Origin of the sequence: Sedimentitalea sp. XS_ASV28 (assembly GCF_041224545.1) — a bacterium.
Taxonomy (GTDB): Bacteria; Pseudomonadota; Alphaproteobacteria; order Rhodobacterales; family Rhodobacteraceae; genus Sedimentitalea.
Map to the genome: position 1 here is coordinate 13,576 of NZ_JBGFGP010000149.1, position 12,834 is coordinate 26,409.

Here is a 12,834-nt window from a genome sequence, read left to right on the forward strand (position 1 = left end):
CTCAAAGACATGAGGGAGCAGTCAGGGGATGTTGGTTGTGGAGACGATCGCGAAGATCAGGCGTGCGCATTTCGTCGAGGGCAAGTCGATCAAGCGGATCTGCCGCGAGTTGCGGTTGTCGCGGAACACGGTGCGGAAAGTCATCAGATCGGGCGCGACCGAGTTCACCTATGACCGCACGACGCAGCCGCGTCCGAAGATCGATCCCTGGCGGTCCGAACTGGATGACATGCTGGCCGAGAATGCCCGACGGCCGAAGCGGGAACGCCTGACGCTGATCCGGGTCTACGAGGAGCTGCGCAACCGCGGCTACGGCGGCGGTTATGATGCGGTGCGGCGCTACGCGGCCAGGTGGTCGAAGGCGACACAGGAGGCGTCGGCCAGCGCCTATGTCCCGTTGAGCTTCGATCCGGGCGAAGCCTACCAGTTCGACTGGAGCCATGAGATCGTGATCCTCGACGGCGTGACCACGACGGTCAAGGTCGCCCATGTCCGTCTCTGCCACAGCCGTATGCCGTTTGTGCGGGCCTATCCCCGCGAGACCCAGGAGATGGTGTTCGACGCGCACGACAGGGCCTTCGCGTTCTTCGGTGGAGCCTGTGCCCGGGGCATCTACGACAACATGAAGACGGCGGTGGACACGATCTTCGTTGGTAAGGATCGCGCCTACAATCGCCGGTTCCAGCAGATGTGCGGGCACTATCTGGTCGAGCCGGTCGCCTGCACCCCGGCTTCGGGTTGGGAGAAGGGCCAGGTCGAGAACCAGGTGGGCGTGCTCCGGCGGCGGTTCTTCGTGCCCCGGCCGAAGTTCAGATCCTATAGCGAACTGAACGCCTGGCTTGAGGACCGATGCGTCGCCTATGCCAAGGCGAACCGGCACCCCGACGTCCCAGACAAGCCGATCTGGGAAGTGTTCGAAGCCGAGCGGTCGAGCCTGGTGCCTTATGTCGGCCCGTTCGACGGATTCCATGCCGTCCCGGCGTCGGTGTCCAAAACCTGCCTCGTGCGCTTCGACAAGAACCGCTACTCGGTCGACGCCCGTGCGGTTGGCCGGCCCGTAGAGATCAGAGCCTATGCCGACAGGCTGGAATGCTGGCAGGATGGTCAGGTCGTGGGCCGGCATGATCGGGCCTTCGGCCGCGACAAGACGATCTACGATCCACTCCATTACATCCCGGTTCTGACGCGCAAGCCCGGCGCACTGCGCAACGGGGCGCCGTTCAAGGACTGGGATCTGCCAGCGGCCCTGAGGCGTGTGCAGCGCAAGCTGGAACGACAGCCTGGTGGTGACCGACAGGTGGTCGAGATACTCGGGGCCGTGCTCACCGATGGCCTGGATGCCGTTGAAGCCGCCTGCGCCGAGGCCCTGTCTCACAACGTCCATTCCGCCGGCGTCGTTCTGAACATCCTGGCGCGTCACCGCGAACCGCCGCCACCCCTGACGATCGCGACGCCGGAGGCGCTGAAGCTGGGCCGCGAGCCCGCCGCCGATTGCGATCGCTACGACAGCCTGAGGAGACCAACGAATGGAACGATCACAGGTGCTCGACGCCATGGGTCAGCTGAAGCTCTACGGCATGAGGACGGCCTACGACGAGATCATCGCCACGGCGGTCAAGCGACAGCACGAGCCGCAACAGATCATTGGCGACCTCCTGGCCGCCGAGATCAGTGAGAAGCAGGCGCGCTCGATCAAATACCAGATGACGATCGCCAAACTGCCGCTGGCCAAGGAGATCAAGGAGTTCGACTTCGAGGCCGCCGAGGTGAACGAGACCCTGATCCGTGAACTCGCCACCGGAGACTTCCTCGATCAGCAGCGCAATCTCGTGCTGATCGGCGGAACAGGCACCGGCAAGACCCATCTCGCTGTCAGCATCGCACGCGCCTGCATTCGCAACGGCCGCCGCGGCCGGTTCTTCAATGTCGTCGATCTGGTGAACAAGCTCGACGCCGAAGCCCGCGCCGAACGCCAGGGCCGCACCGCGGACCTGATCTCCCGCCTCGACTTCCTGATCCTCGACGAGCTCGGCTATCTTCCGTTCGCCCAGACCGGCGGCCAGCTCCTGTTCCATCTGATCAGCAAGCTCTACGAGCGGACCTCGATCATCGTCACGACCAACCTGGCGTTCGGCGAATGGCCCACCGTCTTCGGCGACGCAAAAATGACCACCGCACTCCTCGACCGGCTCACACACCATTGCGAGATCGTCGAGACCGGCAACGAAAGCTGGCGCTTCAAAAACCGGGCGTAACACCAAGCCGCAGCCACGCAGGCCCGCCGCCGCTGCGTTACATGAGGACTACGCAGCGCCGGGCCAGCTCAGCACCAAGGGGGTCAATCTTGGACGCCGATACGGGGTCACGATTGGATGCGGATTGACAGTTCGGGGTTTCCGGCCCGATGTAGGTGTCAAGTTGCGGCACATAGCCCGTGGTCCAAAGATAGGCGGTCTGGTGGTCCAGCAGTAGGGCAGTTCCGCGGAGGACTGGATAGTCGCCGTCACGGAAGAGTTTGGTTTCGCCGCCTGTTCTACGAATCCGGACGCCAATGACATTGGTGCTGGGTGGTGCGGCTTCGCAAAAGGCGTCCCACTCTTCATCGTTGAAGTAAGTCTGCCCATGAATGAACAACTCTTTTGGGGGCTCGCCGTGCAGGTCTTCGTAGGTTTCGAGAACAAGGCCTAGGAGATTTTTCGCCGCATCGTGCTTCAGGTGGTATTCATAGTCTCCGGTCTTCCAAGGACCATTGGCTCCTCGTGACCTGCCACGGGATTTTTCTTCCACCTGGAACTAGAGTCCGACCCAACGAAGGGACGGACAATGAAGCGATCAAGGTTTTCGGAAGAACAGATCATCGGCATTTTGACCGAGCATGAGGCTGGCGCGACGTGCGCTGATCTCTGTCGCAAGCACGGCATGTCGGAAGGGACGTTCTACAACTGGAAAGCCAAGTTTGGCGGCATGACGGTTTCGGATGCGAAGCGGCTCAAGGCGCTTGAAGACGAGAACGCCCGGCTGAAGAAGCTGCTGGCCGAACAGATGTTGGATGCAGCGGCGATGAAGGAACTGCTTTCAAAAAAATGGTAGGGCCCGCCGTGAAGCGCGCGGCCGTTGCGCATCTGCGGGCCCGGATGGGCCTGTCGGAACGGCGGGCCTGCCAGATTGTCGGGGCGGATCGCAAGATGGTCCGCTACCGGTCCGTCAGGCCGCCCGAGACGGCACTGCGCCAGCGGCTGCGCGACCTGGCCAACGAGCGGCGCAGGTTCGGCTATCGGCGCCTGTTCGTGCTCTTGCGCCGCGAGGGTGAACGGTCGGGCATCAATCGCATCTACCGGCTGTATCGCGAAGAAGGGCTGGCGGTGCGCAAACGCCGGGCCAGACGCAAGGCAATCGGCACACGCGCCCCGATCCTGGTTGAGGCGAAGCCCAATGCTCGTTGGTCTCTGGACTTTGTGTACGACCAGCTCGCTTGTGGCCGCCGGTTCCGCATCCTGAACGTGGTCGATGATGTGACCCGGGAATGTCTGGCGGCGATCCCGGACACTTCGATCTCGGGCCGACGCGTTGCCAGAGAATTGGCCCGGGTGATGGAACGACGGGGCCAGCCGGGCATGATCGTCAGTGACAACGGCACCGAACTGACCAGTAACGCGATCTATACCTTTGCCGCAGAGCGCGACGTCGAATGGCATTACATCGCTCCGGGCAAACCGATGCAGAACGGCTTCGTGGAAAGTTTCAATGGCCGCATGCGCGATGAGCTTTTGAACGAGACCATGTTCCGCGACATGGCCCATGCCCGCTCCGCAATCCGCGCCTGGGCGGCGGATTACAATGAAGAAAGGCCACATTCCGCCCTCGGCTACCAGACTCCAAAGGCATTCGCCGAGCACCTGTTCACCGCAACCGACAGCCGCGCTGCGTCACATGAAAACTCCGCGCATCTGCCGGTTGCTCCACCTGCGCCAATCGGCGTATCAACCCAAAGGGCTCCGGTTCAGGCTGGATGAAAGTTCAGTGGCAGGTCACTCGAAATACGACACCGTCGCCTTCGTTGAGAAACATCTGTGCCGCGCAGCAACTGTGTCCGTCCGGGTCTTGCGGCAAACTCTTGTAGACCATTCCGATGTAGCAAACACCGGGCCGAACGGCCGCCAGGCGCCATGGCGGTCTGTCTTGCGTCTTGTAGTAAAGGCCTGTGGCGAGGTTCCATGCAACCGTGGCCCGATCCTGCGTCTTTCGCTTTGGGAAGTTGGCTTTGTTCAGGAAGGCGTCGGGCGCAAGTGTCGTCTCACGAACGAGCTGGGTTGGAGCAATACTCAGAAACTCAGCTTTGATACGACGCCTAAAATCCGGGACGTCGAAGAAGATGTCTTCCTCACTTTGGTCGATGACATCTGTATGCACGAGGAGTGGAAGCTCAACTTTTTCTCGCTGCTTCTTGCCGAAATCCCCGGGGACCATCGGTAGCCCTGCACGTTGTGACTTTGGCCGGCACCGCTCAAAGACGATTTCAGGCAAGACCATGAGCCAGACATCGACGGGTCGTTCGTCGTTCCGAAGGTATTTTCGGACACGTTCAATAAACAGCGTGGCAACTCGGTCCACGGCCTCATGCAGATTGATGATGCGGGTTGCCTGATCGATGTCTGCGAACGGAATGGACAGCGCGCGACACTCGTCTGGCTCGAACGTAATCCCGAACGCTTCCTCGAGTCCCGGAAAGTCGGCCAAGTGCAAACGATCCTTCTTTTCCCCTCTCCCGGGTGGCGGCACTTTTACTGTTTTCTTCAGGTCGCGGGCCCAGTTTCGAAAATGCGCTAGGCCGTCAGGCGTACCGACGACGCCGATCCTGACCTCACGGGTCTTCTTGCTCTTTGACCAAGGCCCGTAGAGATAAAGCCCATCCTTTGGATGCGCACTCGGTTGCCCAAAGGCAAATTCGAGCTGCGGTTCGTGAAGGTGTTCAACGGTGAGGGACGTCTCGGGAAACTTCATTCGTTGGCCTCCTCTTCTGCTTCGGGTCTACCAAGGGTGGTTTCATCGATCTCTTCCGCATCGCCACCCAGCTCGTCCGGGAGCAACGTACTGACGGGCGACGAGAATAGGATGGGGGATGCATCCAAAACGACATGCTGGCTGGGCGACATCTGAAGTCGAATGAAGGCCGAGTCGCCGGAGAGTAAGTCCAGAAACGCGAGCATCCGACCATGCCACTGCTTGTTGCGCCATCCCTTGCACACTGATCTACGGAGTCGGTGCATTTTCTTGGGGTCGTCGATCTGCTTGCCTTCAGGCGTTTGATCATCGGCAGCAAATAAGACGCGCGACTTTAACTTGAAGTGCCAGAATGGCCAGAAAGCCGGAAGAGCCGTCACACCAAACTGCCAAATATGGCCTTTGGCGATATTGCGAAGCATGGAGGAGTGTCGTTCACCCTGCCGTCCCCAAGGAAACCGTTGACCGACCGCTGCCAATTCTGCGGACGCATGAAAGCCAACAGCATTCGAGTAGAGGTACTGCAGAAGCCCTCTCTCCTGACAATAGTTGGACCATGCCTTCTTCAACATAACGTTGACCTTGTTTGCGGCAGGTTGGTTCCAGAGCCCGAGATCTTCAGATCCTTCCAACACGAATTCGTCCAGCGGTATCTGGTAGACCAATCTGAATCGTCCGATTTCGGACCAAGCGTCTGCGACCTCGGCTGCAGTCGCGAAGGTGAGAAACCCTCTACCCTGCTCGGCCACGGGAAACGGAGAGGTCGCCAAGGCACGTCTAACGCTCTGGTCGTCAGTCGCGCCAGAAGGTTCATAGAAGTTGATATGATCCGGTGCCTCCTGGACTCGGAGCCAGTTGGAGGTCAGCCGCTCGGGTTCGGCGATAAGCGGTACAGCGCTGCGTCGTCGGAAAACCTCCCAGTTTGTATGGATCCTGGTTTGCGCGTCCTGCCTCGGGACCTTTTGGCGTTGAAGCGCCTTAACTAGGAGCTGGAGACCTTCGCCCCAGCCGCGCACGAAATCGACAGCCAGGGCATCGCCGATGCCTTTTACCTTCTGACCATCTTCCAGCCTCAACGGAATAATGAAGCGGGTGTCCTGAAGTCGCTTGCCAAGATCGATGGCGATATCGATGTCATCCTGAACGGATGGGTCGTTGAGTGTTTCAGCCCGACTGATCAGCAGAACTTTTGCGGCGCGTGTTTCAAGAATCGTGTTTACCTGCCTGCGCCAGCGATCTCCGGGTTGAAGTGTCAAAATATCTGCAAAAACTTGGTATCCTTGCGCTTCAAGTTTCGGGCCAAGCCACAGGACCAGGTCGTCATCAACCGGAGACGATTTGATGATGAAGACGACATTTCGTTCTACATCTGAGAATTCCGGCTCAGTGGGGTGAGGCTTGGGCAAAAGCGAAACGATCGCATCCGGTATCCCACTATTGGGCTTGAGCGCCTCCCGAACCGCATCGGCCACTACGGCCTTCATGACACCCGTGCTTTGCTGCCATAGTTTCGAATGGGATTGCTCAATATCGGGATACTTGCGCAGGAGCGCATTCAAATCGTCGGGACCAATAATATCACCGGGAGACTTAAGGGACGAACCTATCACCTTCGCCAGCTCTGCTTTAGCCATTGGGGTCAAAGAAGCCGAGGTTGTGAGCAAATAGCGTTGAGCGGCAAGCGCATCGATGGCTGCGCGCTCCGATTTCATTTTTGATTTTAGCTTGGAAGCGCCGGAACGGAGATAGTGCTTGGCCTGCAGGATGACATCCCCATCAGCCGTCGCATGGCGACCATCCATTCCATCGTCGACACCTTCTGGGAAAGCTTCAAACCGCACCCCCAATTCGCGACCGAGCAAGTCTCTTGAGAGCGCTTCAAAGTCGGTAAATGAAAGTGTCGCAAAGTCATAGTTCATGTGGTGGATATCTCGAGCTCCGGCAAATCACGAAGGCTCTGCAGATCAAACATTACAAGGAAATCATCGGTTGTGACGAAAGAGTGCGGCGCGCCGGGTCGCGGTGCCTTCGGACCGTTGGCAATGAGTTTGAGATAGCGTAGCCGGGCGATCAGATCACGGTTTACTTCTTTGCCGAAGATGTCCTTGAGCCCATCCCTCGTGATCGGCTGGTGGTAAGCGACGGCGCATAGGACGGCCATCTCCATCTCTGTAAAGCCAGTTGTCCGGTCTCCCGGATCAGCCGCGGCTTTGATTGCGTCAGCAAACCGGGTGCGGGTGCGGAACAGCCAACCGCCACCGAATGGAACCAACTCATAGGGCCGCGACGTAAGCTCGGCCTGGATGTCTTCAACCAGCATGTCGACTGAGGCACCCTGCCCCACAAGGCTCGTCAGAACTTCGCGCGGCACTGGCGACGCGCTGGCAAAGATCGTTGCCTCGATCCGGCCCATCCATTCGCGCCACCGCAATTCCTGTGGCAGATCGGCAAGTTCGCGATCAAAGGCCAAACCGTCCTGTGACGCGCAGTCCGTTCCCCGTCGATCCTCGGATGTGCGCGCAGCAACTGCCATCATCACACGCCATAGAGCCGGAACGTCGGACGCCCGGTCAGTTCGCGCACCACGCCCAGCTCGATCAGGCGATCACAAAGACGCCGTGCCGCTTGCTCCGACATCTGCGTCCGCGTGCCCCTGATCGTCGGCGTCAGCATGGTCGATGGGAATACGGCATCTTCCGCCAGAAACAGGGCGACGGCATCGTCCGACCCTTTCGCGCGGAGCTTTGGCGCAACGGTACGCAGGGCCTCAGCACGCCGCGCCAGATCGAAGGCCAAGCGCAGCGCCTCCTGCGCGGAGGCCGCCACGGCATTGTGGCAGGCGATCTCGAACCCGCCCTTGTCGCCATCGTTCAACAGGCCGCGGATGGCGGGCCGCTTCATATGGGACACTATGAGGGGGAACGGCTTCTCCCAACCGAGTTCAGAGCTCAGCAGACAATCCGCCGCCAGCAACGCTTCTGCTTCCTGACGGGGATGCGCTGTCAGCACATCGGATAGGAAAACCGCGACGCGGCTGACGGGACTGGCCGGCTCGAAGTCGGTCGCCCGCTGAAAGCCTTCCGCAAAATCGTCCTGCATGAATTCAGGAAACTTGGACACAAGTTCCGTTTGCCACGTATCACCGCGGCCGCTGCGGTTTAGACCTTCTTTCCAGAAGGCCAGCATATCGCCGGCCGGCCCCATCGGATCACCGGCCTGGGTGAGATGGAACGCGTCCCGGGTTTCGCCTTCGCTCTCGTTCCTGCCTTGCAGTTTCAGGCACTGGACGGCAGCGCGCACAGCCAGACGCTGGCGCAGCAAATCGATGGGCACATCGATAGCACGATTGCTTAGCGTGGCGTGCAGCAACGCAAGCGCCGAACCACTTACAAAGCCTGCGCTTTCCGGCGTGACTTGCGTGCCACGGCCAACGATCCAACCGGGCAGGATGGGTGTTTTCAGAGCGGTTGCTGTGGCATAATGCGCGTAGTTCATCGCACAAGCTGTAGCGTATCACGCCGCTTTTAGCCACAAAATAGTGCGCAAACCGGCGTGCCTTACACATCTTTTTCATGTCCAATAAGGTTGCCTTATCGGACGTATATGGGGTAGGCTGCAGCACAGTCTCAAATACGGTGGATTTTCGGGAAAATGGTGGACTCAGACAGCGAGAAATCGACCTCAGCGCCCCCTGACGCGTTAGATGATGCTCAGGTCGGCGAGAGAGATCAAGCGAAAGGCAATCAGATCGCCCTGCCCTCTCATGTCGCCGGGTCCGGCACCCTCGATCGGCTGGTGGAGAACGCCCGCGATTATGCGAAAGCCTCGACGGCCGAGAACACCAACAAGGCCTATGCCGCCGACTGGAAACACTTCACCCGCTGGTGCCGTCTGAAGGGCACGGAGCCACTGCCCCCGTCACCGGAGATGATAGGCCTCTATCTGACCGACCTAGCCGCGCCGACAAACGGCTCCCCTGCCCTATCTGTCTCAACGATTGATCGACGCCTCTCAGGTCTTGCCTGGAACTTTGCGCAGCGCGGGTTTTCGCTCGATCGAAAGGATCGCCACATCGCATCGGTGCTGGCCGGCATCAACCGCAAGCATGCCCGCCCTCCGGTGCAGAAGGAGCCCATCCTGCCTGAGGACATCCTCGCCATGGTCGGGTCGAGTGGGGCTGAGTGCAGAAAACCCCTTTAAGGATTTTGGCAGGTATTTAGGATCTGAGATTGGCTCTCAGGTCTCGTTCGTTCCGAGATAACGATAGATGGTGGCCTTTGAGAGGCTGTAGTGAGCCATCAAATCTTTGATCAGCGTCCCGGCTGCGCGCTTTTCTCGAAGCTCAGCGATCTGATCTGCTGTGAGGGCGGGTCGTTTGCCAAACTGTACGCCGCGATCCTTCGCTTTTTTGATCCCATCCATCTGACGCTCGGCACGGATTTCGGTTTCGAACTGTCCGATGGCACCAAGCATGTTGAACAGCAGACGGCCAGTTGCGTCGGATGTGTCGATGTTCTGATCGAGGACCACCAGATCGACGCCCTTCTGTTTCAGAGTCTCGGCGATCTGACACAGGTGTAGCGTTGAGCGCGCCAATCGGTCGATGCGGGTAACGATCAGCTGGTCGCCATCACGAACATAGTTCAAGCATTCCTTCAGTTGAGGGCGGGCATCGGTTGTGCCGCTGCGCTTCTCTTCGAAGAGCTTGTCGCAATCGGCAAGCTTCTCGCGCTGAACATCCAAGGATTGTCCAACAGAACTGACGCGGGCGTATCCGACTTTGGCCATGGGGCTCGAATAGATTAAGAAGTTTTGCGACACCCATATTGAGACATTGAAAAAGACATGACAAGCGAATGGTCTCAATTTCTACAGTTTTGAAGACCCTCCTCTGACAGAAAGACGATCCCCATGGCACACCGAGCGGTCCTGACCACGCGACAACGCGCGACCCTTTTCGACCTTCCGACGGATGAGGCGTTGCTGCTTCGGCATTATACCCTGTCCGATGAAGACATCGACTTCATCCGTACCCGCCGCCGCGCCGAAAACCAAATCGGCTTTGCACTACAGCTTTGTGCCTTTCGATATCCGGGACGGCTTTTGAAGCCCGGAGAGATCATCCCCAAAGAGATATCTGAGTTCATCGCAGCACAACTCGGCGTCAAACCTGATGACCTTCTGCCATATGCCGAGCGCGAGAATACGCGGCATGAGCATCTGGAAACGCTGCGCAAGATTTACGGGTACGAGATGTTCAAAGGCAAACGGATCAAGCAGATGCGTGGGTGGCTTGATCAGAATGCTGAAGGTGCCCAGTCAAGCGAAGGCCTGGTCCGCGCTTTTGTGGAAGAATGCCGTCGGCGACAGATCATTCTGCCGGGCATCACGGTCATAGAACGGCATTGCGCCGACGCACTCGTTGCTGCTGAGCGCCGGATCGAAACCCGTATTGCCGCGCGGCTCGACAGCCCGATGCGCGCCCGCCTCGACGAATTGTTGGATGAAGAGACGGGCCACCGAACCACCAGGTTCGTCTGGTTACGTCAGTTTGAGCCAGGCAAGAACTCCGCAGACATCAATCGTCTGCTGGATCGATTGGAATTTCTGAAGGCGATTTCCCTGGTTCCGACAATCCTCGATGACATCCCTACGCACCGGATCGCGCGGCTGCGCCGTCAGGGAGAGCGCTACTTCGCGAAAGGGCTGCGCGACATCACCAGTGATCGTCGCCTTGCCATCCTGGCCGTGTGCGTCGTGGAATGGACTGCGGCCATCGCGGATACCATTGTGGAAACACATGATAGGATCGTCGGAAGCGTCTGGCGGGATGCGAAACGGATTTGCGACACACGGGTTTCGGAAGCCCAGGCGGATGTCGCAAAGACCTTAGCCGGGTTCGAAGCCTTGGGATCAAGCCTGCTGATGGCCAGAGGCGACGATACCGCCCTGGCCAATGCAGTCGATGGCTCTTGCGGTTGGATCGGTCTTGAAACCCTGGTCGCGCAGGCAACCCAGCTTCAGGCAACAGTGAAAGCAGATGTACTGGCTCATGTTTCCAAGGGATTCCACAAGTTTAAACTCTACGCCCGGCGCATGTTGAGTGCTCTGGATATGACATGCGCCAGCGTGGCCCAGCCTTTGGTCACGGCAGCACAAATTATCCGTGACAAACAGGATATCCCGGCCACATCGCTGTCATTTTTGCTACCTCGTTCGAAATGGCGGCCCCAATTCCGCGCGTCCGATATTGATCGAGAGCAGCTATGGGTTGTCGCCGTCTTGTGCCACATGCGCGATGCGTTCCGGTCTGGCGATATCTGGCTTCCGCATTCGCGGCGTCATGCCGACATGAAGCAAGCCCTTGTCTCCATCGATGCAGCCCGCGCCATGGGGCTTTCAATACCACTGGAACCAGAGAGCTGGATGGCTGATCGAAAGTGCCGCTTGGAAAAGGGGCTGAAACGGCTGGCCAAGGCGGTGCGCTCCAAAACCTTGCCGAGTGGGGTCATTGAAGACGGCGTCTTGCGCGTCGAACGTCTTGACGCCGATGTGCCAGAGGAGGCCAGTGATCTCGTCCTTGATCTGTACCGTCGTCTGCCGGAGACGCGGATCACCGATATCCTCACAGAGGTCGACAACGACACCGGCTTTACCGAAGCCTTCACGCATCTGCACACCGGTGCCCCATGCCGTGACAAGATTGGCTTGCTGAACGTGCTCTTGGCGGAGGGTCTCAATCTGGGCCTGAGCAAAATGGCAAATGCCACCAGCACCCATGACTTCATACAGCTTTCCCGTCTGTCTCGGCGGCATGTCGAAAGCGAGGGAATGGCCCGCGCTCTGGCCATGGTAATCGACGCACAATCACACCTACCCATGGCCCAGTTCTGGGGGGCGGGCACAACGGCATCCGGTGATGGGCAGTTCTTCCCAACCACGCGCCAGGGCGAAGCGATGAACCTCATTAACGCAAAATACGGCAACGATCCGGGCATAAAGGCCTATACCCATGTCTCAGACCAGTACGCGCCATTCGCCACTCAGGTCATTCCCGCCACGGTGAGCGAAGCCCCTTATATCCTTGACGGCTTGCTGATGAATGATGCTGGCAAGAAGATCAAAGAGCAATACGCCGATACCGGAGGCTTCACCGATCTCGTCTTCGCCGCCACGTCTCTGCTCGGGTACCGCTTCCACCCCCGCATTCGCGACCTGGCCTCCAAGCGCTTGCATGTGTTTGACCTCCGCGCTGTTCCCAAAGAGCTGAAAGGGTTGACCGGGGATAAAATCCGAGAAGCGAAGATCGTCGAAAACTGGCCAGACGTTTTGCGCTGTATCGCAACAATGCTGTCGGGCCGGATGCAGCCAAGTCACCTCCTCAAGAAATTGGCCGCGCGCCCAAGGCAACATGATCTGGCGTTGGCCCTGCGGGAGATCGGCCGGGTCGAACGCACATTGTTCATCATCGAATGGTTGCTCGACACGGACATGCAGCGCCGCGCCAATATCGGCTTGAACAAGGGAGAAGCACATCACGCCCTAAAAGGTGCCCTCCGGATCGGGCGTCAGGGAGAAATCCGCGACCGGACCACGGAGGGACAACATTTCCGCATCGCTGGCCTCAATTTGCTGACCGCCATCATCATTTACTGGAATTCCAAACAGCTCGGAAACGCCGTGGCAAGGCGAAAGCGAGCAGGATTGGATTGCCCATCAGAACTCCTCGCCCACATATCACCACTTGGGTGGGCCCATATCATCCTAACAGGCGAATATCGTTGGCGAAAAATTCCGCCTCAAACCGCTTAAAGGGGTTTCCTGCACTCAGCC

Annotated in this window: 9 protein-coding genes and 2 pseudogenes; 5 read left to right on the top strand and 6 right to left on the bottom strand. The window is 58.9% G+C overall.

Annotated elements, in window-relative coordinates:
* Positions 1–28: 28 nt before the first annotated feature.
* Both istA and istB read left to right on the top strand, forming a co-directional pair.
* Positions 29–1,519 (top strand): annotated as a pseudogene (gene istA, locus AB9K34_RS15110) (IS21 family transposase); the annotation flags it as partial.
* Positions 1,520–1,526: 7 nt separating this feature from the next.
* Complete coding sequence (gene istB / locus AB9K34_RS15115) at positions 1,527–2,255, top strand: IS21-like element helper ATPase IstB (RefSeq protein ID WP_369955260.1); 729 nt, start codon at positions 1,527–1,529, stop codon at positions 2,253–2,255.
* A 37-nt stretch (positions 2,256–2,292) separates the two neighbouring features.
* Here istB and AB9K34_RS15120 read toward each other — a convergent pair whose 3' ends face one another.
* Entirely contained in the window at positions 2,293–2,787 is a 495-nt protein-coding gene (locus tag AB9K34_RS15120; protein ID WP_369955261.1) for a hypothetical protein, read from the bottom strand.
* 36 nt (positions 2,788–2,823) lie between these two features.
* Here AB9K34_RS15120 and AB9K34_RS15125 point away from each other — a divergent pair.
* Positions 2,824–4,013 (top strand): IS3 family transposase gene (locus AB9K34_RS15125; protein WP_369955262.1). Its coding sequence is split into 2 segments (ribosomal slippage): positions 2,824–3,085 and positions 3,085–4,013, totalling 1,191 coding nucleotides; the frame shifts between segments, so codons are not numbered across the junction.
* A 4-nt stretch (positions 4,014–4,017) separates the two neighbouring features.
* Here AB9K34_RS15125 and AB9K34_RS15130 read toward each other — a convergent pair.
* From AB9K34_RS15130 to AB9K34_RS15145, 4 genes are all read right to left on the bottom strand, one after another.
* Positions 4,018–5,001, bottom strand: a complete 984-nt coding sequence (locus AB9K34_RS15130) for a hypothetical protein (RefSeq protein ID WP_369955263.1) — start codon at positions 4,999–5,001, stop codon at positions 4,018–4,020.
* On the bottom strand, positions 4,998–6,920 hold the full coding sequence (locus AB9K34_RS15135) for a toll/interleukin-1 receptor domain-containing protein (protein WP_369955264.1): 1,923 nt from the start codon (positions 6,918–6,920) through the stop codon (positions 4,998–5,000). Before AB9K34_RS15135 ends, AB9K34_RS15130 begins: the two co-directional genes overlap by 4 nt.
* On the bottom strand, positions 6,917–7,414 hold the full coding sequence (locus AB9K34_RS15140; RefSeq protein ID WP_369955295.1) for an SMC-Scp complex subunit ScpB: 498 nt from the start codon (positions 7,412–7,414) through the stop codon (positions 6,917–6,919). The genes AB9K34_RS15135 and AB9K34_RS15140 overlap by 4 nt, the downstream gene beginning before the upstream one ends.
* 122 nt (positions 7,415–7,536) lie before the next feature.
* Positions 7,537–8,496, bottom strand: a complete 960-nt coding sequence (locus tag AB9K34_RS15145; RefSeq protein ID WP_369955265.1) for a DUF1403 family protein — start codon at positions 8,494–8,496, stop codon at positions 7,537–7,539.
* A gap of 156 nt (positions 8,497–8,652) precedes the next feature.
* Between AB9K34_RS15145 and AB9K34_RS15150 the strand changes: the two are divergent.
* A pseudogene (locus tag AB9K34_RS15150) lies at positions 8,653–9,171 on the top strand (integrase); the annotation flags it as partial.
* 66 nt (positions 9,172–9,237) lie between these two features.
* Here the strand turns inward: AB9K34_RS15150 and AB9K34_RS15155 are convergent.
* Positions 9,238–9,789: a recombinase family protein gene (locus AB9K34_RS15155; protein WP_369955266.1), complete on the bottom strand. Its 552-nt coding sequence runs from the start codon at positions 9,787–9,789 to the stop codon at positions 9,238–9,240.
* 123 nt (positions 9,790–9,912) lie between these two features.
* Here AB9K34_RS15155 and AB9K34_RS15160 point away from each other — a divergent pair, with 123 nt between their 5' ends.
* A complete protein-coding gene (locus AB9K34_RS15160) occupies positions 9,913–12,813 on the top strand; it encodes a Tn3 family transposase (protein WP_369955267.1) in 2,901 nt (966 codons plus the stop codon).
* The last annotated feature ends 21 nt before the right edge of the window (positions 12,814–12,834 follow it).